Source organism: Vibrio sp. La 4.2.2, assembly GCF_027586995.1.
Lineage (GTDB): Bacteria > Pseudomonadota > Gammaproteobacteria > Enterobacterales > Vibrionaceae > Vibrio > Vibrio mediterranei.
In genome coordinates, this window is sequence record NZ_JAPPTJ010000003.1 from 651,492 (window position 1) to 673,786 (window position 22,295).

A 22,295-nucleotide genomic window follows, 5' to 3' on the forward strand; every position below is an offset into this window, starting at 1 on the left:
TCATAAAGGTATAAACCCGCGTGTGGTGAATCCTTTGTCATCAAAGCGTAAAAGCAAAAACGGCGGTCATTCAACCGCCGTTTTACATCACTTTTACTTACTGGTATTCGGAAAGCTTAGCCAGCAAGGCCTTTGCTTCTGATTGAATATTGCCACTACCTTCTAGTAGCGCTTTCTCAAGTAATTTCACCGCACCTTCAAAATCGTTCATTTCGATATAGATCTTAGCAAGGTCAAGGTTACCTGCGGCTTCGGAATCCGAATCAACATCGACTTCAGTAATAGGACCAATGACATCAGGGAACTCATCCAATCCCACATCTAATTTCAACTCTTCTTCCTCATCAGCGGAAGCATTGTCGTCGACCTGTGCCATCAGCTCATCAATCGTCATAAATTGATCTGCGCTGTCCTCAAAGTCGGCAACAGGGTCTTGGGAAGCCCAGTCCTCTTCACTGGCATCAACTAAAGATCCAGCATGAGTATTGTTCCAAATTTCCTGTTCTTCATCTGGGATTTGGTGATCGATCGATGCTCGCTGCTCATCAGTCAATGAGAAACCATTCCAGTCTTCTCCACCTTCTTGGTCTGGAGAGTCTTGCAGCATCACACCTAAATCCATCCCAGCACTATCCGCCGTGGTTTGGTCAACAGGGCTAATATTTGAGAACGCTTGCTCGCCCTCTTGCAGCAGCTCCCCAAGCTGACCTTCTTGCTCTATAGCTGACATGTCTACCATAGAGAAAGCATCTGCTAGAGCATCAATTTCTGAGTGATCTAATGTTTCACCTACCATGTCTTGCTCAACTGCAAAACTCGGCTCGCGTTCAGAAGCGGACGACTCCATATCCGCCGCAGCTTGTGACTCATCGTATTCCGGTAGATCCTCTAACGAAATAGCGCCATCGGTGATCTCATCCTGAACCAAAGGCTCATGAACAAGCTCAGGCTCTGCTTGCTCACTATCCGCATACGCGTCCTCTTCGGTGTAATCAGGAAAATCAAACTCTTCGATCGGTTCTCGTTCCGGCACCGTTTGAGTAGCATCTGATTGAGGGGCAGTTTCAATGTCACTCTCTGTGTTGTGGGCAACTTCTACCTCTTCTGGCAATTCAATGTCATGAAGTACAGCTTCAATCTCCGCTTCGCTAACATCGCTAGGCTCAGACGCCTCTTGCTCTATTGGTTGTCCTGCCAACACATCAGCAAGCGCATCTTCTTCGCTATACTCAGGCAGTTCATCATCGGCCATAGCAAAATCGGCAGCCAGTTCCGAATCCGGCTGTAATGTATCCTCAGCGTCACCCTCTGCATCGGCGAAAGCATTTTCTTCGTTATATTCACTTTGCAAAGCTTTGGCTAAAAAGTCATCGTCAGACTCTTGCTCTTGAGATGATTCCGCCACTTCGGCTTCTAGTGCAGTTGATGGAGTATTTTCATCATCTATCAACCAATCATCATCTTGAGGAATTCCAAACTCATTCGCCATCAAAGCTTCAAGTTCTTTCTGTTCTTGCGAATCATCACGCGGCACTGTGTCCGACTCTCCTACCCCTTCAATTTCAGGAGAGAAGTCGAACTCATCTTCAAATGCAGTACTCGCATTGTCACTGGCTGACGTTTGTTGCTGATGCGCCTCGTGATGTCGCTCGTTCTCTTGCGAAACTTCGCTTTCAAAACTTGACGGTAACGACGGTTCAGCAATGCCTTGTTCATCTGAAATAGAATCAACGTCAGGAACATTATTATCTAAGTCATCTAATGTTGATGGCTCTTCCACTTGAGATTGTGCTTCGCCGGCAGGAGCTTGCGAAGATGAAGACACATCCATCGAATCTAGCTCTTCGATATTGACTTGCTCAGCCTCAGCAGTAGCTGGTAGCAACTCAGCATCTAATGCCAGATCGAGGTCATCCTCTAAGCGCTGCTCTTCAGTTACATTTTGCGCTGCGGCAGCCGTGCTCTCTTCGACCAACTTATCTACATCTGCACGTTCTTCTACATCAGTACTTTCTGCCACAGCCATTACGTCGTCATTCTCAGGCTGTTGTGCTAGTGGAGATTCGGCTTCTACTGTTGAAGGCTCAAGGTTTGATGGCTCAAGGTCAGAAAGTTCAAGTTTGCTGTCTTCGATCTCACTATCTAAATCAATATCTGCGCCGATTAGGTCGTCAGAGGCAAACGGGTCAAGATCAACAGCTTGTTTCTCATCAGAGGTTGAATCGCCTAACGTACTTTCAAACAGTAACTCATCAAGTAAGTCGGTATTGTTTTCATCAAGCTCTAAGTCTTCATCTGCCAGTAAAGTGACGTCATCTAGGCCTAAATTCTCGGAAGATTCAAACTCCTTGTCAGTGGCTTCTTTCTCATCAGCATCGACTATTTCATCGAGCATTAGATCAGAATCATCCAAATCAGACAGCTCAAAATCCTCGTCCAGCATATCGTCTAGAAGTGTGATTTCTTCGTCTTGTGCCAGTTCAGAGGTATTAGACTGTGGCGCTTCAGGCGTTGCGTCTATTTGTGAGAACTGGGCAAAAAGGTCATCAATATCGGCATTGTCAACAGGTTCATCTGCTTGCTCTGGCGTCATCTCTAATGCGGTTTTGTTATCCGTCTCAATATCTAGATCATCCAGATTGAAGTCACCATCACTTTCTAGATCAAAGCTATCACCCGCAAGTAACTCGTCCATATCCGCTTGATTTAGTGAGTTTTCAGGTTCCTCCGAATCAAGGTCAGCCATTTCAGTACTAGACGTGCCGTTAAAATCAGCGAATAGATCGTCGAGCTCTTGTTGAGAAACAGGCTCTGAATCTGTATCAGACAAGTTTAAATCGAGGTCATCTTCTGCATCTGGAACAGCAACATCGTTGAGTGCACGCTCCATTTCTTCAAGACCTAATGCTTTTTCTCCATCTTTAACGCTGATACCGTTATTACTCGCGTCAAGATCAACAAAACCGATATCCAGTTCACCATCTTCATCGATACTGGCAAACGGGTCTTCATCATCATCGTCTAAATTGAAATCAAGATCGCTATCATTCAAATCGGCGAAAATATCATCTTCTGGCTGTTGCTCTACCTCTAATTGGCTACTGTCATCATCTTCCTCAATCCCGGCAAGCAGGTCATCCGAGAACGGGTTATCATCATCCAGAGCATCAACCGCAACAGCTGCAGTAGCAACACCAGCAGTCGCTGCTGCAACATCAGACGACGGGTTTGAGGTATTGGCTTCTTGATTACTAGCAATCTGCGTCTTTTGCTTACGAGATCGTAAAACCATCATTACCAACAAGCCGATCAGCAATGCAGGAACAAATGCTAATAAAGCAACAAACCAAGGCTTAGCTAACCAAGTATCCAACTTGCTCGGCGCAAGCCTTGCCATCTCTGCTTGCTTACGTTTCTCTTCACTGAGCTGTCGCTCAACCTCTGTGCGAATGCGCTCTTCGTTGCTGACTTCAGTTTTTAGAACTTCCACTTCATTTTGGACTTCTGACAGCATCAACCTCAATTGATGATTACGCTCTTCTAGGGAAAGCAATTCACTTTCTGAACGCGTCAACTCTTCCTGAAGCTTTTGAGTTAGCTCTTGTGCTGGCGGCTTAATCTCACCCGACTCAATTAAGCCTTTCGCCGCTGGGATAACTTGCTCTAAACCTGTTTGAGGTTTGATGTCCGAAACTTTTTCTTGCGTGACTTGCGAAGGAACCGATTTGGTTGTCGCCGAAGTTTCAACCGTTGGTTTCACATCAGCAGGTTTTACCTCAGGTTTTGATTCAGCGACCACCTTGGCCTGTCTCTGTGTCGCTGCTGAATTGAGTTTATTTTGATGGGCAGCAAGTACGGCTAAGGCTTCTTGTAAATCGACACGATTGATTTGAGCGTCAGATGGGATGCGTAGCTCGCTGTTAGGTACCAGCTTATGAATATTATTTTGCTCAAATACAGCAGGGTTGAGTTGATAAAAGGCGTAAATCGTTTGTTGTACGGTAGCGTCTGCTGGTTTAAATCGACTTGCAATCGACCAAAGAGTTTCGTTGACTTTAGTGGGCCCATAATAGCGAGCAGGCGTGTCAGAATCTGGAGTAACTTGATTACGAATTGGCTGTGAAAACTGTGGCGCAGCCAGAGCTTCACCGTTAGGACCAGTTAATCGAATAGTATCAGCGCTGATAGAAAAAGAAGTCGTCGCTCCTGCTAGTGCAAGTGTCACCAGCAAAGGCTTTAAAAAATGATGCATGGAAGGCTCAGCTGTCTGCGATAAAAAATACAAATCTAATCTTGGTACTATATCGGATAATCACTGCAAAACTATAGCTCAGCCTTGAAAAAACATGATTCAAGCATGATATTCGTACCAATTTTGTCACACTATACAGAACAAAGGCCTCTAACAAGAGGCCTTTAATTATCAACTTAAATCGAACGTAACGCGTTTAGAAGTAATCACGAATTAACACTTCTGCAATTTGCACCGCATTCGTCGCTGCGCCTTTACGCACGTTGTCTGCCACTACCCATAGGTTGATACCACTGTGGTGACTGATGTCATTGCGAATACGACCAACCATAACGTGGTCTTTGCCACCCGCATCACGAACTTGAGTTGGCATATCTTCACCATGGAATACTTCAATACCGTCCGTTTGTTCTAACAGTTGCGTCACTTCTTCCGCTGAAATTGGTGCACGAGTTTCTAAGTGTACCGCCTCAGCATGTCCGTAGAATACTGGAACTCGAACACACGTTGGGTTCACCATGATGCTCGCATCATTGAAAATCTTCTGAGTTTCCCACACCATTTTCATTTCTTCTTTGGTGTAGCCGTTGTCCATAAACTGGTCAATCTGTGGAATACAGTTAAATGCGATTTGCTGGCTAAATGCTTTATTTTCAACTGGTTTGCCATTTAGTAGCATTGCCGTTTGACCCGCTAGCTCATCAATACCTGTTTTACCCGCGCCAGACACTGACTGATACGTCGTGACATTAATACGGTCAATGCCTACTGCGTCATGAATAGGCTTCAATGCAACCAACATTTGAATAGTTGAACAGTTTGGGTTAGCGATAATGTTACGGTTACGGAACTCAGCAATCGCTTCTGGATTAACTTCCGGAACAACCAAAGGAACATCATACTCATAGCGGAAGTTTGAGGAGTTATCGATAACAACTACACCTTCATCGGCCGCAATTGGTGCCCACTTAGCTGATTGCTCACCACCAGCAGAAAACAGTGCGATGTGAACCTGAGACCAGTCAAAGTTTTCTACATTCTCTACTCGAACGGTTTTGCCATTAATGCGATAAGTTTTACCTTCACTACGCTCGCTAGCCAGCAAGTAAATGTCACCCATTGGAAATTCGCGTTCTTGAAGCACTTCCACCATAGTTTCACCTACAGCGCCGGTTGCTCCAAATACAGCAATATTAAATTGTTGGCTCATTGGTTACCTCGATTTGAAATCCTAGTTCTGCTAAAGGTGCTAAATTGCATGAATCGCTACCCTTAACAAGGATGGCGCCATATTCACGCCTATCCCAATAATTTTTGCGCATTTTATCAAAGCCGCCTTCATTGTGAATTTCACGGCGGAAAATTGCGTCGTCTTTGCGTACATCATAGATGATTTGAGTCATGCTATGCAGTGTCGCTTCATCCCACTCTCTATCTAATGCAATTTGTGGAATGGGTGCAATAGGTAATAAAGCATCTGGGTTAGCACGTTCAGATAGCTGCAAAAATTCGCAATAGCTATTGAAGATCATCGTGGTACCGCGAGCTTTACCCTCTAAACCATAGCCTGCAATATGAGGGGTCGCGAACGTTAACAGAGGAAGTAGGTCGAAATCAACTACTGGTTCAAACTCAAACACATCAAGAACAGCAGTAAACCCATCATTCTTAAGTAGTCGCTGCTTTAGAGCAGCATTATCCACCACAGGACCTCGTGCTGCATTTATTAAGATTTGGTCAGATCTAAAATTGTTTAAACGCGCTTCATCGATTAAATGATGAGTCGGAAATTCACCATCTCGTGTGATTGGCGTGTGCATAGTGATGACATCAGATTGCTCCAACAGTACATCTAGATCGGTAAATTCACGGCTATCGCCTTGCTGCTGCTTAAGAGGGTCGTTGAGCAGAACCTTAATACCAATACCTTGTAAACATTTTTGGAGATAGCTTCCAACTTGACCACAACCAACAATGCCCACTGTTTTATCAAAAATAGAGAAGCCTTGTTGCTGAGCAATAACCATCAAGCTACTGATCACGTATTCCGCAACGCCAACCTTATTGCAACCTGGCGCAGCAGTGAAAAAGATACCACGCTGTTGCAACAATGCTTGATCAACATGATCCATGCCTGCTGTCGCTGTACCGACAAATTTCAATTTGTTCGCTTTTTCTAACAACGATTCATTCACTTTTGTGATCGAACGTATCATCAGCGCGTCAACGTCATAAAGGTCGTCAGCAGTTAGCTCACGTCCTGGTTTCGCTATCACTTCACCTAGCTGCTCGAACAATTCGACAGCATAAGGCATTGCTTCATCAACAATAATCTTCATTGTTTTGTCCAAAGGGTGTTGTCCTTACCTAGGCATGAATTGTGCAAGATCTTCACCACAGTGTCGAGAGAACTCTTTTCAAATTCCCTAGATAGAAAAATGCCCAGCCAATAATGGCTGGGCAATATCCAGAACAAAAGGATTTTAACCCGCTCTCCAGGGGTTAAAACTTGCGTCTGCGACCAATTTTCACTGGTCAGCTCTGGAAATCATAATAACTGATTATCCAGTCTTAGCCTTGATACTTTTTCAATACTAACGTTGCGTTAGTACCGCCAAAGCCAAAGCTGTTTGACATCACTGTATTCAGTTCTTGTTCACGAGTTTCAGTAACAATATCTAGGCCTTGGGCTGCTTCATCCAGTTCTTCAACGTTGATGCTTGGTGCAATAAAGCTGTGATGTAGCATTAGCGCAGAATAAATTGCTTCATGAACACCAGCTGCTCCCAATGCGTGACCTGTCATTGCTTTTGTCGCTGAGATTGCAGGGCTATTGCCACCGAATACTTCTTGAATAGCGCCCAGTTCTTTTACGTCGCCAACAGGAGTTGATGTTCCGTGAGTGTTTACATAATCAATCACTTCTACATCTTGCATCGCCATCTTCATACAACGAACCGCACCTTCGCCAGATGGTGCTACCATGTCGTAGCCATCAGAAGTTGCACCGTAACCTACGATTTCACCGTAGATAGTCGCGCCACGAGCTAGAGCGTGCTCAAGTTCCTCGACAACAACCATACCGCCACCACCAGAGATAACAAAACCGTCACGGTTTGCATCGTAAGTGCGAGAGGCTTTTTCTGGTGTTTCGTTGTATTTAGTAGATAGTGCGCCCATAGCATCAAACATCATAGTTTGAGTCCAATCAAGCTCTTCACCACCACCAGCAAATACGATGTCCTGTTTACCAAGTTGAATCAGTTCCATCGCATGGCCAATACAGTGTGCCGACGTCGCACATGCAGAACTCATCGTGTAGTTCACACCACGGATTTTAAATGGAGTAGCCAAACATGCAGAAACAGTTGAAGACATAGTACGAGGTACCATGTAAGGACCAACACGCTTCACGCCTTTCTCGCGAATAGTGTCTACCGCAAGTGTTTGGTTTAGTGCTGAAGCACCACCAGAACCAGCAACAATACCCGTACGGTCATTTGACACTTGGTCTTCTGTTAGACCCGCATCAGCAATGGCTTGTTCCATAGATAGATAAGCGTATGCCGCAGCATCACCCATAAAGCGCATTTTTTTACGATCAATGTGCTCAGCAGGGTTGATTTTCAGGTCGCCCCACACTTGAGAACGAAGGCCCATCTCTTTGAACTGCTCAGAGGCGTTAATACCAGAACGGCCTGCTTTTAGAGACGCTAAAACTTCTTCTACGTTGTTACCGATGCTCGAAACAATACCCATACCGGTAATTACGACTCGTTTCATGTGACTTTCCTATAAATTCAAAAACTGCTAAATGATAACGAAGATACAGGATATAAGTGGTCAGCTTTCCCATAAATTCGTACAATCCGCACCAATAAATGCTATCGATGCCCTAATAACTGTAGTTGTGATAACTTTCTAGTAACGGGTATAACACAAGTTAAGTGTCAATATTATGACTTCCATCACTCACGCTCAACTCGACTGGAATGAGTCGGGTACTCCAGTTTCAGACCAATTTGACGATGTTTACTTCTCTAATGTCAATGGGTTAGAAGAAACACGTTACGTTTTTTTGAAACAAAATCGCCTTCCGGAGCGTTGGCAGGATTTCGAACAACGACGTTTTGTCATTGCTGAAACCGGATTTGGTACCGGCCTCAATTTCCTCGCAGTATGGCAATGGTTCGAACAGTTCCGAATGAGCAACCCGGATTCGACACTTCAAGAACTGCATTTTATTAGCTTTGAGAAATACCCTCTCTCAAAAACCGATCTAGAAAAAGCGCATCAAGCATGGCCGGAGTTAGCGCCTTATGCCGAACAGTTGCAAGCACATTACCCTATGGCTGTACCGGAATGTCATCGCATTGTCTTAGCGGATGGCGCGATAACGCTGGATCTCTGGTTTGGCGATATAAAAGACTGCATGCCGCTAGTACCCACACCAAACGAAGGTATAGTAGATTGTTGGTTCTTAGATGGTTTTGCGCCAAGTAAGAACCCAGAGATGTGGAATCAAGAGCTGTTTAACGGCATGGTTAAGCTCGGTAAACAAGATTGTACTTGTGCAACGTTCACGGCAGCAGGTTTTGTTCGAAGAGGTTTAATCGAAGCTGGTTTCGATATGCGTAAAGCCAAAGGTTTTGGCACAAAGCGTGACATGATTGTCGGTCAAATCGCGCAGAAAATGCCATTCACAAACTATCACTCACTGTATTATCGACCAAATCTAAATACACCAGAACAAGTAGCCATCATTGGTGGTGGTATTGCCAGTGCTTGCCTAACAAAAGCGTTAGCAAATCGAGGAATTCACAGTCAACTATTTTGCAAAGACAGTGAACCTGCTCAAGGTGCATCCGGAAACAAACAAGGTGCGGTTTACCCACTTCTTAACGGCGAACACAAAGGCGTATCCAGAGTGTTTGCTCCAGCATTTATTTATGCCCGCCAGTTTGCGGAGCAAGCAGCAACCACAATCCCTTACGACCACGACTGGTGCGGTGTCACGCAACTGATGTGGGACGAAAAATCTGCTACTAAACTCGAACGTATGTTGTCAGGAGGCTTTCCGACAGCGCTTATCCATAAGTTGGATGCAGAACAAACCTCAGAGACCATCGGCCTCCCTTCGCCGCATGCGAGCATTCACTACCCTCTTGGAGGTTGGTTATGTCCATTCCAGCTCACTCAAGGTCTAATCCAAAGTAGTGTAAACAATGGAAAAAGTAGTGCTTACTTTAATTTAGAAGTAGCTGAGCTAAAACAAGCGCAGGACGGAAAGTGGCAAGTCATCCTCGTTGACGGCACTATCCATCAAACTAACTTCGACACAGTTATCGTTGCTAATGGCCATAAATTCAGTGCTATAAAACAAACAGAGAAACTTCATCTTACGGCGGTAAAAGGACAAGTCAGCCATATTCAGACGACAGATAAACTCAAATCACTAAAGTCGGTGTTATGTTATGACGGTTACATGACGCCAAACAATCCACAAACAGGCACCCATTGCATCGGCGCAAGCTACGATCGAAAACACATCGATAACCAATTTGATCAACAAGCTCAGTTCGAAAATGCAGAAAAACTCAGACACTGTATTCGAGACGTCGAATGGGTAAATGAGGTAGACACCTCAGATAACCAGTCACGACAGGGGATTCGCACCGTAAGTCGAGATCACTTACCCTTCGTTGGTCAAGTGTGTGATTTTGATAAGCTGGATGCCTCTTATTCCGAGGACGACAACACGTTAAGTGAACTTCCGAATTATGGCGGCTTATATTGTATGCTCGGTTTAGGCTCTAGAGGACTGAGTTCTGCGCCACTTTTGGCTGAGCTATTAGCCTCTGAGATTTGCGGTGATCCTCTTCCGCTACCCGTGGATGTTTTATCACAACTGCATCCCGCAAGGGCTTGGGCAAAACGAATCATAAAATCAAAACCTTTATCCCTATAAGCAAACCCACATCAGCCACGCCCTACCTCGTGGCTGATGTCTTTCATTTCTGCTATCTCAAAACCAAAAAAGCGTTCAAGAAATGAGAAACTCGAATAATCTGCAACAAATTCAAACCAATCCATTCGACTTAATGTGATCTAAATCCCATAATTTTCTCTAACACAGGGAGTGTTAGTATGATTTGGAGATCCATTTGGTTGATATGCTGCTTGCTTATCATTCATAGTCCGTTCGCGTTGAGTGCGAACCAGAACATGACGACAAGAGTTCTATTCGTTAACCCAGGCTTCGCCGATGAGAGCTTCTGGGGAGACGTTGACGGCTACGCTCAAGCAGCGGCATCCTCGCTTGGCTTAACCTTGGAGATACTTCACGGCAATAGAGACCACATTCTGACACAACAGTTGCTTGCAGAACGGATGCAAGTTTTACCCAAGCCCGACTATGTAGTTCTCGTTAACGAAAAAAGCAACGGCCTTGCATTATTGAACATGCTATCTGAATCAAATTGCTTTGTTTCCTTCGTACTTAACGACCTCTCCCCTTCAAGCAAACAAACGCTGCGAACCGATCCAATATGGAATACGCGACTTATGCCTGGCGTATTTCCCAATAACTTTAATATCGGATATCTCACTGCCAAAGATCTGTATCAAAAAGGAAAGGATAAACAAGGCGCCTTCTTAATCCTGTCAGGAGATAAAAACACTCCAGCCTCAAACAATCGCGAAGCAGGTGCTATGGCGTTTGTGATGCAGCAAGAACACACTACGGTTGCGCAGCGAGTTTACGGAGACTGGCGAGAGGATCTGGCTTATGAACAAACCAAAGTCCTGCTTAAACGCCATTCAAAAGTCCGTTACATCTGGACCGCCAACGATCACATGGCATTTGGTGCTCAAAAAGCAATTAGCGAAGCGGGACGCAGTATCGGCAACGACATCTTTATTAGCACGATCAACACCTCACAGTCGGTATTATCGGAACTGAAAGACGGACACATTACTTCTTTGGGCGGTGGACACTTCACAGCAGTCGGCTTGCAAATGGTTAAGATTCATCATCACCAGAAAGACCAGCGTTGGCCACAAAGAACCAAATTCAATCTATTTCAAATCATTCGTTACCCCTCTGAGCTTTTCTCTACGCTTGAGGACAAAGCATGGAGCAACATAGACTTCGAAAATATCGACATTTTTGCCAACCCAATCGACCCTTTTGTTGTCAAAAGTGAGTGAACGATAGATGCAGCGCTTCAATGCTATGTCCATCCGCAACAAAATTATCACTATTTTGATTATCGTCACTGGTACGTTGACACTCTTCAACATCGCTATTCAAGCCTACATTGATTATCGACAAGAAATACACAAAGTGAACAAACATGCTCGAGCGCATGTACATTCGCTCACCTATCCCATTGCAGAATCATTGTGGGATCTAGACCTCTCTCAACTTCAGCAACTTATGCTGAGCATTAGTGAAGATGATTACATTCGTAATATTCGATTAACTGGTGTCGATGGCACCTATTTAGACGCCAATTTATCACCAAACATCAAAACCAGCCCCTCGATATTGGAACTGCGATATAACGGCCGCTACCTAGGCAACATCTCCTACATGATTGACGACAGCATTATCCAAGAAGAGGTGATATCTAAGCTTGCATTGGGGTTGCTACTTAATATTATCGAAGCTGTTATTATTCTTGTCGTTATTCTCTTTATTGTTCGTAAGCTGATCACGACGCCACTCTTAGAACTCTATCGTCTTTCGAAAGATATTAGTCCAAGAACTTCAAGCAAAGTTAAACTGCCCCACAGCTTAACTGAGCGTAAAGATGAGTTAACTTACGTTGCTCACGCCTTGCAAAACCTAAACAACACTTCTCGAAATGCGATTGCGGCACAGAAAAAAACTGAACGCCAGCTATTGCAGCATCAGAGTCAACTTAAACATTCTATTGAACAGCAAACGGAAGCATACAAAACGCAAAGTAAGTTACATCGCATTTTGGCAGATATGTCATTAAACATTCTCACATGTAACGAAGATAATGTTACCGAAGTGATGTATAGCGCGTTTGAACCGATAGGACGAGTTTTAGAAATTGATCGTATTAGCATACTCTCAATCCAAGAACAGATGGCCACGTTTAGCTATTCATGGCGGGCTGATGGTTCAAAAAATCCTTTAGGTGAAGGTTTTAATATCGAAGCCATGACATTACTGCAAAGGCGTTTACTGTCTCTCGACCCCATCATTATTGATGACATCGAATCGATTAAAGACAGTGCACAAACTGAATACGCACTACTCAGAGCCCAGAATGTCAGCTCTATTGCTCTATTTCCTCTTATTGATGGTCAGTCTGTCTTCGGCATATTGAGTGCGTCTAACTTGCATCATCACCAGCAATGGACAGAAACACAGAAAACCATTTTAAGTCGATTATCAACCACCGTTAGTGAACTGCATATTCGCTTGAAAAATCATAACGAGATGACTGCCTTACAAGATGAGCTCATCGAAACAAATCGCAGGTTACATATCGCTGCCGAAACAGATGAACTAACTGGCCTACCCAACCGCCGTCCCTTTATGTCTGAGCTCGCCCACAACACCGAAAGCCTCTTTGTTAGTACCATTACGACTATGATGATAGATGTCGACCACTTTAAGCAATACAACGACACCTATGGTCATGTCCAAGGAGACTTTGCCCTTCGTTATGTGGCGCAAGCACTCAAGCAGGTGTTGTCTCCCTGTGGTCATATGGTGGCAAGAATTGGGGGAGAAGAGTTTTGTGCACTTCTCGTCAATACCTCACAAGAAGAGAGTGTCGTGCTGGCACAGCAAATGCGACAAGAAGTAGAGAAACTCAACATCACGCATTCCGGTAACGACCCTTATGACATTGTGACCATTTCCATTGGTGTCGCGTTTCAGCACTTAGGTGACCATCCAATTACTCCACAAAACATGCTTGAAAATGCGGATGAAGCCCTCTACGCCGCCAAAAAGCGAGGTAGAAACCACGTAGAAATCGCAGCTGGCACGAAATGGTAAACCTCATCAATTCATTGATTTATTATCGTCACCATAAATTCTTGCATTTTTTTGACAAAGCAAGGCTGTGTAAACTGCACACTTTGCCGTTTTTTTGTTCCACATACTGATTTTTGGTTGATTATGAGAAGAATATTATTACTACTTAGTTTAGCTTTTACGTTTGTTCAGCCTAGTTTTGCGGACGTAAACACTGTACCAGTAGGGATAAGACCATGTTGCGCCTTTGGAACAGGCCTAAAAGCAGAGCTAGGAAGCGTTCCCGTCCCTTTCTACTCCATTAAAAACGTACTTAATGTCGAAGACGTTGATGCTCATGTGTTTAATGATGGTTCTTCGAGTGTCATAGGCAGTCTTATCGGCACGTCAGACGAAGTTAACGGTCTGATATTCTCAAATAAAGGTGGCTTCATCGATACCGCGCATGTGAGAGATACTGCAGACTTCACCTTATACCTATATCACAGCATCAAAAATCGCGACAGTGACGAATTTGAATTGGCTCTGACGCCAGAACTTCGTGCTCGAAGAATCGTGTTCAATAATTTAGACCAGCTTGACTCAGCTAACAACGAAGAGGCAAAGCTCGCAGGTTTATTGGCGTTTCGCCTTGCACAGTGGCATGAAATTGCTCAATGGTATGGGTTAGTGTCTGTCGGCGGGTTTAAAGAGTATCCTTCCGCCTTCTCTCCAGAAGATTTGTACTCAAATATGCTAGGTGCGCTAATCGCGATGGAGATCATTAAGATCAACCCTGACATCACTCAAGATGCCTTTGTCGTGTTATTTCCACAATACTTCAGAAAACACCTAAAGATGTTAGATGCCCAAGACGAAGACACCACCATCGCACAGCTTAAAAAGCTGGATGGTATCTGGTGGGATAGTAGCAAACGCTTACCAAATAAATGGGTAGTTAAGACTCGCGATTACCACTACAGCCTAGATTTGGTCCCAAATGGAGTCACTAAAGGTACACCACTTTCCTTGTCATCATTGAACGAGCTTGAACAGTTTGGTCAATTACAGCTCGTTGCTGCTGACAAGATCGCTTCGTTTGATATACTGCCGTCCGCATTAAATGAGAAAGAGATCTGGACTCATGAAGAGTTCCAAATGATCGCCAATATTTCTAAATCGGTCGATGATCAAGATGCGAACAATCGCAACGATGCCCTAATAATGAAGTTGAATTAACACTATGAGTGAAATACAAAAAAACACCGGAATTAAACGTATTATCTATGCCGCCCGATATTCTTGGTCGGGGCTAATAGCAGCATGGAAGAACGAGGCAGCCTTTCGTCAAGAAGTGGTCGCACTGATTGCCGCTGTTATTATTGCTTTGCTCATCGATGTTTCTCTTTTTCAGAAAGTGGCTCTGGTCGGTAGTGTTGTATTTGTCATGATAGTCGAACTGATGAACTCAGCGGTTGAAGCCGTTGTTGATCGAATCGGTTTAGAACGTCATGAGCTTTCAGGCCGCGCAAAAGACCTCGGCTCTGCCGCTGTGTTTCTGGCAATTGGTTTAGCACTTATGATCTGGTCATCCATATTTTGGTCGCATTTCATCGGCTAATTCCGCCACAGCCGTCTAACTTCTAATTTCAACTCAAGGCTTGAACCTAACCTAGGTTCGAGCCTTTGTTTTATCTAGTCCTCATGTTTTGAGCCGCCTTTTGGCACCTCTGATATTGAATTGAACTTCAACAAATTCTTTGCGAAACAACTTATTACCCGATGAGCGAAACCTTGTTTCCCCGAGGTTGCCGAGGCAGCACCGCAAGTTGCGCGCTTTAGCACACACTATGAGGTTCAGCCGAAACAAACTCTGCGTATTGGTGGAAAACTAAAAGCCGCCGACAGTGTGTCTGATCACGACCATTTCCACGGAGATTTTGACCAAGACAGGCAATAAGCCAACTTAGGCTTAATAAATAAGGGTTTCATCAGTTTTCTGATAGAGTCCTTATCGCGTCAAAATCGGTCATTCTCTTCAGGCGCAAGATCCATTACAGTTACAGCGAGCCAGTATGGGAATGGAGTATTTGTGAACTTACGTCAACTAGAAGTGTTTTATGCGATTATGCAAACGGGAACCGTCTCTGGCGCGGCGAAAAACCTCCATGTATCGCAACCTAATGTGACCCGTGTACTCGCTCATACGGAGCTACAGCTTGGCTTTTCTCTGTTCGAGCGCGTCAAAGGTCGTCTGGTTCCCACTCAAGAAGCCAGAACCCTGTTACCAGAAGTAGAGAAAATCTATCTACAACTCGGCCAATTTAAAACCCTCACCAACAAGGTTAAAAAAGGGCATCAACATATTCGAATAGGTGCGCCACCAGTATTAGCTACAAAATTCCTGACACCGGTGATTGCACAGTTTCATCAAGCACATCAATGCTCAATAGAACTGGTCACCGGTAATCGCAGTGAACTGTGCGACGCATTACTCGACAATGCGCTCGATATTGCTGTCGCGTTTGGTGAAGACACTCCTGCCGGTATTTCTCACCAACTTCTGGCCAAGAAATCAATGCAAGTTCTAGTACCAACCTCTGGTTTCACTCGATTGAGCGAAGGCGAGAATAACCCCCCTGTAGTGACGTTAGAAGCTCTGTTGGACGATGAATTAAACATCATCGCCCTAGACAGGCGCGATCCTTTAGGGCAGAAACTCACGCTCGCCCTTGAGCAAATACAGCCTGATTTTGTTCCGTCCCTTACAGTTAGGAATTACAGTTCAGGTGCAGAACTGGCCGCTCTTGGAGCTGGTATTGCGATTGTTGACCCTTGGACTGCCAGCCAATATGCGGCAAGTGAGAACTTACATAGCCTCCAGCTATCCGACGTTATTGACTGTTCCGTCTCACTACTTACCAGCGACTTACATCCTTTTTCGATTGCGACGAGATCTTTTCTTTCGATGTTGAAGAATCACGCGAGCGCTTAGTTACAACATATAGCCACCTATAACCTAATGTTATAGGCGACCAACAAACGAGCATTCGCTATCAGAGTGTTCCCTCCCTATCTTAGATAGCATTAGCCTCGCTGCTAGGAATTTACCTAGCTGTAAAGCGGGCTACTTGTGAATCTCGCTACTTGTGAATAAAGGGACACTATGAACATTTCTCAGCCTTACTTGCTTTTCCTCGGTGACGTCACTGATCCTCTCTCAGCAAAAACCGCGCGCGGTATTGTCAAATGGCGCCCAGATGCCTGTTTAGGGCAACTCAGGCTAACCGAGGATACCGTCTCTTTAGGGCTTACTGAATTAACACTTGAGCAGGCTAAAAAACAAGGCGTAAAAACGCTGGTCATAGGCACCGCCAATGCGGGCGGCTTTATTCCTAGAAACTGGGTAGAGACACTCATTGCTGCAGCAAAGCTAGGGTTAGATATTGCATCGGGAATGCATCAAAGACTGACAGACATCCCAGAGTTAGCCCAAATGGCAGATCAAGGCTTAATCCAGTTGTTTGATGTTAGACACTATGACGAACGCCTTGCAGTAGGTAACGGTAAAAAGCGCTCGGGGAAACGACTACTCACTGTTGGAACAGATTGCTCAGTAGGGAAAATGTTCAGTGCCCTCGCCATCGAACAAACCCTCAAGCAGCTCAATGTTGACGCTAGATTCAAAGCCACAGGGCAAACCGGCATATTAATCGACGGTCAAGGCATTTCAGTGGATGCGGTCGTAGCAGACTTCATTTCTGGTGCCGTAGAAGCTTTAAGTCCTGAGTTTAACGATCATGATTGGGATATCATTGAAGGACAAGGCTCTCTTTTCAACCCATCCTTTGCTGGCGTAAGCTTGGGACTATTGCACGGAGCTCAGCCAGATGCACTTGTTCTTTGTCACGAAGTTGGACGTCAGCACATTCGCCATCTCCCCCACGCGCAATTGCCCACGATTGAGCAAACAATTAACGCTAACCTTTTGGCAGCACGTGTGACTAACCCCAAAGTCCAATTTGCAGGTATCTGTTTAAATACTTCCATATTGGATGAGTCTGACGCCAGAGAACTCTGTCAACAATGGAGTGAACAGTTTGACCTTCCCGTAACGGACCCTGTTCGTTTTGGGGTAGACTCAATCGCTAACAAGCTAAAAACGTTGTGAGAATCTTATGAAGATTGAAGCGCACCATCACTCAATTAAACTCGCGAAGCCCTTCACGATATCCAGAGGCACACGTACTCACTGTGAAGTAGTTCGTGTGTCCATCGAATACCAAGGACAACTTGGACAAGGGGAGTGTACGCCTTATCCGAGATATGGTGAGTCGGTGGAATCAGTCATGGCACAAATCAATGAGTTTAGTGCCGACCTAGTGACCCAAGACCCCTTTGAAGCGCGACTCGCCTTGCAAAACTATCCGGCTGGCGCTGCTCGAAATGCTATTGATTGCGCGTTATGGTCGCTTGAAAGTCAGCTCTCTGATAGCCAGTTCCCATCACCCTATTTTGCGATTGCACCCAGTATCGAAACTGCGATGACGGTGTCTGTTGCTGACCTCAACACCATGACAAGCCAAGCAAAGCAGTATATTGATGAAGGTGCAACGCTGCTGAAGGTCAAACTCGATAACGAGGATATCGTTGAGAAAATAGCCGCTATTCGAGCATTATCGTCTGAAGTGAAGATCGTCATTGACGCTAATGAAGCGTGGGCGTCACTTGATCTTGAGTCCTTGTTCGATCAATTAGCACCGCTAGACATCACCATGATTGAGCAACCCGTTCCTAGTGGCCAAGATGACTTACTCAAGGGTATTCCCCACCCTATCCCACTGTGCGCTGATGAGAGTTGCCATACCAGAGCCGAGCTAGATGAACTCGTCGATTGTTATGAGATGATCAACATTAAGCTTGATAAAACTGGCGGATTAACAGAAGCCTTAGCATTAGAGGGAAGAGCTCGTGAACTGGGACTTAAAATCATGAGCGGTTGTATGCTGGGAACGTCAATGGCAATGAAAGCAGCATTGCCTATAGCTACTAAAGCAGAAGTGGTGGATCTTGATGGTCCAGTGCTACTCGGCAGCGATGTCGAGAATGGCCTTGGCTATAAAAACGGACGATTACTGCTCTAGCAGCTAACGAATAATCAAAAAGCGCGTGACCCTTTCTCAGGTATCACGCGCTTTTACTATTAGCGAGTAGTCATTCCATCAGAAGCTCTATCAGAAGTAATAGGCGGACGCTTTTTAATTACGTGAAGTAAACGCAGCAACATCAATATCGCAGCCACAGTCAGTCCCGTAAGAATGCCGATCCAAAAACCTTTTTCACCCATAGCTGGCACAATATGATCTGTCAGCCCTAGCACTATGCCAAGCGGCAATGCCAATCCCCAATAAGAAGCAATCGCCAACAACATCGGCACTTTCGTGTCTTTATACCCACGGAGCGCACCGTTCGAAGAGGTTTGCAGCGCATCACTAAACTGGTACATGGCTGTAAACACAAGTAGCGTTGCCGCTGTCGCACTCACTGCTGGGTCTGTAGTGTAAAGTCGAATAATCCAATCCGGGAACAACAAGAAAACTGTCACCGATATTAACGACATCAATCCTGCAACCAAGATTCCGATTTTACTGCGTTCAATCGCGCCTATCTCGTCTTTAGCACCTAATGCGTGGCCCACACGAATAGTGATACCAAACGAAATGCTCATTGGAATCACGTAAGTCATGCTGGAGATATTCAAGGCGATCTGCGCAGCCGCAACATTTTCCGCTCCAATACGACCAATCAACAAGGCGATGACAGCAAAAATACTGCCGCAAACCGCAATGTTCATACCGATCGGTAGACCTAACCTAAGCAAATGAATCATCTCTTTTGCTCTTGGTTTAATATCAGTAAACCGAATGATCGTTTTGTAGTGATGATGACCTTTAATGTAGGAATACAATAGTCCCGACATTAACCAATACACCAAACTGGTTGCCCAACCACAACCTACCGCACCGAGTTCAGGAAACCCAAACTTGCCGTAAATTAAGATGTAGTTAACCGGAATGTTTACCAGCAAGCCAATAACTGAAATGATCATCGGCGCTTTAGTATTGTTCATCCCTTCGCAGAAACCATTTAAGGTATAGAACAAAGCAATACCCGGCACACCAAACGCCAAGGCAAACGCATAATCACTAGCAATAGGAATAATTTCTGATGCAACCCCTATCCACTCTAAGATAGGTTTCGCGCTGACCAAGTAAGCCACCAGCAGCGCACTAGAAATCAATGCGAGCCAAACCATTTGAAAGAACTCGACAGAGATGCTCTCAAAGTCACGCGCACCACGGTGATATGCCACTACCGGAGTAAGCGCCATAATCACGCCGCGAAGCAGCAATAAAACTGGAATCCACAGACTAGCACCCAAGGCGATCGCTGCGAGATCGGCAGCACTCACTTGACCAGCCATTGTGGTATCCACAAAACCCATCGCTTGAGTGGCAAGCTGAGTCAGAATAATAGGTATCGACAGATGCATTAATGCACCCGATTCACGAGTAAAACGAGAAAAAGGACGAGTAGTCGTTTGCATGAAAGTTCTAAAACACCAATATAAATGCACCAGTGATGGCAGGATGGCGAATGTGCATTTTAGGGTGTGCCCGTTAGGCGGCGACAATATAAACACCTTACCTACAAATTTCAATAGCGCAAATCGACGAGAATTGTATTGAAGTTCGTCACAAAAGCACGCAGAATAGCGCGCCTTACCCTATCCTTGGGTTTACGGCCTTTTATAACGATAGATTTGCTCTATCCCATGACTGCCACTTTTCTCACTCCACCGACGAGTACCACTATGAGTTTTGAATCTTTAGGTCTTTCGACTCCTATTCTTCGTGCTATCCAAGATCTAGGTTACGAAAAGGCATCACCAATTCAAGAGCAAGCCATTCCTGCAATTATCGAAGGCAAGGATGTTATGGCTGCAGCACAAACCGGCACAGGTAAAACCGCTGGCTTTGCGCTACCGTTACTTGAAAGATTAAACTCAGGTCAGCGAGTGAAAGGCAATCATATTCGCGCGCTTATCCTTACCCCAACGCGTGAGCTTGCTGCACAGGTTCATGAGAGCGTGTTCAAATACAGCACTAACCTTCCACTAACCTCACAGTGCGTGTTCGGTGGCGTGAAGATCAACCCACAAATGCTGAAGCTGCGTAAGGGCTGTGACGTGATGGTTGCTACACCAGGTCGTCTACTTGATCTTTACCAGCAAAACGCCATTAAGTTCTCTCAACTTGAAGTGCTCGTACTTGATGAAGCCGACCGTATGTTAGATATGGGGTTCTTCCGCGATATTAAGAAAATCCTCGATTTATTGCCGAAAAACCGCCAAAACCTACTATTTTCAGCCACTTTCTCCAACGAGATTCGTGATCTGGCTAAAGGGTTGGTGAATAACCCTATTGAAGTATCAGTCACACCGCCAAACTCAACCACAAAACTCGTAGAGCAAAGCTTATACGTGGCAGATAAGAAGCAAAAACCAGCTATGCTGGCCAAGCTAATAGACGATGGTAGCTGGAAGCAAGTCTTAGTCTTTTGTAAGACTAAACACGGCGCAAACCGTCTCGCCCGTTTCCTTGAAGGTAAGAAAATCACAGCACTCGCGATTCATGGTAACAAGAGCCAAGGCGCGCGAACTAAAGCACTTGAGCACTTTAAAACCGGGCAAATTCGCGTACTAGTGGCAACTGACATCGCGGCTCGTGGACTCGATATCCCACAGCTACCTCAAGTGGTCAACTTCGATCTTCCTCATGTCTCTGAAGACTACGTTCACCGAATTGGTCGTACAGGCCGCGCTGGTGAAACTGGTAAAGCGTACTCTTTAGTATGTGCTGATGAAGCAAAAGAGCTATTCGGTATTGAAAGACTGATCGGTAAACTTATTGACCGATTCGAGTTAGAGGGATTCAAACCAGTAAACGCCGTTCCTGAGTCAAAGCTGGACACGCGCCCAATTAAACCGAAGAAGCCGAAGAAACCAAAAAAGCCTAAACAAGAAGGCCAAGAGAAATCGACTGCATCCGGACATGGTCGTGCAGATAAGCCTCGTTCTGAAAAGCCTCGTAAACCAAGAAAGTTCAATACTAAGCGTAATAGCGACGGTGAGTCAGGTAACGCTAATCATCGTAACAGTACGAATAATGCAAACAACGGTGCGAACAAGAAGCGTAAGCCTAGACCAAGCAAACCTCGTGCTAGTAAACCAAAGCAAAACGCTTAGCTAGACAGCAAAAAGCCCACTATTCATAGTGGGCTTTTTAATTTAAAAATCAGATAATTATTCATTAAGAGCTAGCGTAAATAACACTGCCGCCTTTAATCGTATCAATAATTTCTTTAGACAGCTTTTCCGGCAAGGCTGGGCAACCCCAACTACGACCAAGATAGCCGTTTTTCTTCATGAAAGATTCGTTAGCGTAATCTGCTCCATGAACAACAATATATCGGTCACGAGCATTATCATTAACGCCTTTTGTTAGTCCATCCAATCTTAGTGAATAACCATTAGAGCCGTAATAAGTTGTGTCCGTTAAAAATGTCCCCAGTGATGTCTTGCGAGAATTTATAATATTTGAAAACTTAGTCGCCGTCTTTTTACCACTATTAACACCATGAGCTACATACGTATTAAAAACCAAAGACTTTTTCGCCATATCTATGACATAAAAGCGTTTTTCTGTAGAGGGCTTCGAATAATCAATAATAGTTAATAGTGATTTACTGCGATTGGTAGTACTTTCATATGCATTATAGGCATCTTTAAACAACTGAAAGTCGACGATCCCATACAGCTTAGCGCTGTTGTATATGCCTTTAGCCGATGTTGGACTAATCTCCGCTTCACTGCGAGCGCTGTGGGAAAACAGGAAAGCAACAGAAAGCGCTAACACCCACAACGGTGAAAAAATCTTTTTTACCATTATTACAACAAGTTATTCTAATCAGGTTGATAAA

At 44.8% G+C, this 22,295-nt stretch carries 15 protein-coding genes; 9 read left to right on the top strand and 6 right to left on the bottom strand.

What is annotated here, in order from left to right:
• Positions 1-97: 97 nt before the first annotated feature.
• From OH456_RS09325 to fabB, 4 genes are all read right to left on the bottom strand, one after another.
• Complete coding sequence (locus OH456_RS09325) at positions 98-4,252, bottom strand: FimV/HubP family polar landmark protein (RefSeq protein ID WP_270033321.1); 4,155 nt, start codon at positions 4,250-4,252, stop codon at positions 98-100.
• Between the two features lie 196 nt (positions 4,253-4,448).
• Complete coding sequence (locus tag OH456_RS09330) at positions 4,449-5,462, bottom strand: aspartate-semialdehyde dehydrogenase (RefSeq protein WP_088876921.1); 1,014 nt, start codon at positions 5,460-5,462, stop codon at positions 4,449-4,451.
• On the bottom strand, positions 5,446-6,591 hold the full coding sequence (locus tag OH456_RS09335) for a 4-phosphoerythronate dehydrogenase (RefSeq protein ID WP_270033322.1): 1,146 nt from the start codon (positions 6,589-6,591) through the stop codon (positions 5,446-5,448). The genes OH456_RS09330 and OH456_RS09335 overlap by 17 nt, the downstream gene beginning before the upstream one ends.
• Positions 6,592-6,823: 232 nt before the next feature.
• On the bottom strand, positions 6,824-8,035 hold the full coding sequence (gene fabB, locus OH456_RS09340; RefSeq protein WP_006071332.1) for a beta-ketoacyl-ACP synthase I: 1,212 nt from the start codon (positions 8,033-8,035) through the stop codon (positions 6,824-6,826).
• A 175-nt stretch (positions 8,036-8,210) separates the two neighbouring features.
• Between fabB and mnmC the strand changes: the two genes are divergently transcribed.
• The 8 genes from mnmC (at position 8,211) to dgcA (ending at position 18,397) form a co-directional block, all read left to right on the top strand.
• Entirely contained in the window at positions 8,211-10,220 is a 2,010-nt protein-coding gene (gene mnmC / locus OH456_RS09345) for a bifunctional tRNA (5-methylaminomethyl-2-thiouridine)(34)-methyltransferase MnmD/FAD-dependent 5-carboxymethylaminomethyl-2-thiouridine(34) oxidoreductase MnmC (RefSeq protein ID WP_270033323.1), read from the top strand.
• Positions 10,221-10,399: 179 nt separating this feature from the next.
• Positions 10,400-11,461 (top strand): ABC transporter substrate-binding protein, encoded by a 1,062-nt coding sequence (locus OH456_RS09350; protein ID WP_124940819.1) that lies wholly within the window; start codon positions 10,400-10,402, stop codon positions 11,459-11,461.
• A 7-nt stretch (positions 11,462-11,468) separates the two neighbouring features.
• Complete coding sequence (locus OH456_RS09355; RefSeq protein WP_198557534.1) at positions 11,469-13,295, top strand: GGDEF domain-containing protein; 1,827 nt, start codon at positions 11,469-11,471, stop codon at positions 13,293-13,295.
• 123 nt (positions 13,296-13,418) lie between these two features.
• Positions 13,419-14,492: a DUF4056 domain-containing protein gene (locus OH456_RS09360; protein WP_198557533.1), complete on the top strand. Its 1,074-nt coding sequence runs from the start codon at positions 13,419-13,421 to the stop codon at positions 14,490-14,492.
• Positions 14,493-14,496: 4 nt separating this feature from the next.
• Complete coding sequence (locus OH456_RS09365; RefSeq protein ID WP_006071338.1) at positions 14,497-14,874, top strand: diacylglycerol kinase; 378 nt, start codon at positions 14,497-14,499, stop codon at positions 14,872-14,874.
• A 471-nt stretch (positions 14,875-15,345) separates the two neighbouring features.
• On the top strand, positions 15,346-16,248 hold the full coding sequence (locus OH456_RS09370) for a LysR family transcriptional regulator (protein WP_198557532.1): 903 nt from the start codon (positions 15,346-15,348) through the stop codon (positions 16,246-16,248).
• Between the two features lie 171 nt (positions 16,249-16,419).
• Positions 16,420-17,424, top strand: coding sequence for an N-acetyltransferase DgcN (dgcN, locus tag OH456_RS09375; RefSeq protein ID WP_270033325.1), 1,005 nt, complete (start codon positions 16,420-16,422; stop codon positions 17,422-17,424).
• 7 nt (positions 17,425-17,431) lie between these two features.
• Positions 17,432-18,397 (top strand): N-acetyl-D-Glu racemase DgcA, encoded by a 966-nt coding sequence (gene dgcA, locus OH456_RS09380; RefSeq protein ID WP_171389289.1) that lies wholly within the window; start codon positions 17,432-17,434, stop codon positions 18,395-18,397.
• A 59-nt stretch (positions 18,398-18,456) separates the two neighbouring features.
• Here dgcA and OH456_RS09385 read toward each other — a convergent pair whose 3' ends face one another.
• A complete protein-coding gene (locus OH456_RS09385; RefSeq protein ID WP_270033326.1) occupies positions 18,457-19,860 on the bottom strand; it encodes an MATE family efflux transporter in 1,404 nt (467 codons plus the stop codon).
• A gap of 267 nt (positions 19,861-20,127) precedes the next feature.
• Here OH456_RS09385 and OH456_RS09390 point away from each other — a divergent pair, with 267 nt between their 5' ends.
• Positions 20,128-21,561 carry a DEAD/DEAH box helicase gene (locus OH456_RS09390; protein ID WP_038229913.1) on the top strand — a complete coding sequence of 478 codons (1,434 nt, stop codon included), beginning with the start codon at positions 20,128-20,130 and terminating at the stop codon, positions 21,559-21,561.
• Positions 21,562-21,625: 64 nt separating this feature from the next.
• Here the strand turns inward: OH456_RS09390 and OH456_RS09395 are convergent, their stop codons facing one another.
• A complete protein-coding gene (locus tag OH456_RS09395) occupies positions 21,626-22,261 on the bottom strand; it encodes a murein L,D-transpeptidase catalytic domain family protein (protein ID WP_038229911.1) in 636 nt (211 codons plus the stop codon).
• Positions 22,262-22,295: the final 34 nt, after the last annotated feature.

Coding starts and splice junctions, on each gene's coding strand:
- dgcN (WP_270033325.1), top strand. CDS start 16,420: ATGAACATTTCTCAGCCTTACTTGCTTTTCCTCGGTGACGTCACTGAT.
- OH456_RS09325 (WP_270033321.1), bottom strand. CDS start 4,252: ATGCATCATTTTTTAAAGCCTTTGCTGGTGACACTTGCACTAGCAGGA.
- OH456_RS09360 (WP_198557533.1), top strand. CDS start 13,419: ATGAGAAGAATATTATTACTACTTAGTTTAGCTTTTACGTTTGTTCAG.
- OH456_RS09355 (WP_198557534.1), top strand. CDS start 11,469: ATGCAGCGCTTCAATGCTATGTCCATCCGCAACAAAATTATCACTATT.
- OH456_RS09335 (WP_270033322.1), bottom strand. CDS start 6,591: ATGAAGATTATTGTTGATGAAGCAATGCCTTATGCTGTCGAATTGTTC.
- dgcA (WP_171389289.1), top strand. CDS start 17,432: ATGAAGATTGAAGCGCACCATCACTCAATTAAACTCGCGAAGCCCTTC.
- OH456_RS09395 (WP_038229911.1), bottom strand. CDS start 22,261: ATGGTAAAAAAGATTTTTTCACCGTTGTGGGTGTTAGCGCTTTCTGTT.
- OH456_RS09390 (WP_038229913.1), top strand. CDS start 20,128: ATGAGTTTTGAATCTTTAGGTCTTTCGACTCCTATTCTTCGTGCTATC.
- fabB (WP_006071332.1), bottom strand. CDS start 8,035: ATGAAACGAGTCGTAATTACCGGTATGGGTATTGTTTCGAGCATCGGT.
- OH456_RS09365 (WP_006071338.1), top strand. CDS start 14,497: ATGAGTGAAATACAAAAAAACACCGGAATTAAACGTATTATCTATGCC.
- OH456_RS09330 (WP_088876921.1), bottom strand. CDS start 5,462: ATGAGCCAACAATTTAATATTGCTGTATTTGGAGCAACCGGCGCTGTA.
- mnmC (WP_270033323.1), top strand. CDS start 8,211: ATGACTTCCATCACTCACGCTCAACTCGACTGGAATGAGTCGGGTACT.
- OH456_RS09385 (WP_270033326.1), bottom strand. CDS start 19,860: ATGCAAACGACTACTCGTCCTTTTTCTCGTTTTACTCGTGAATCGGGT.
- OH456_RS09350 (WP_124940819.1), top strand. CDS start 10,400: ATGATTTGGAGATCCATTTGGTTGATATGCTGCTTGCTTATCATTCAT.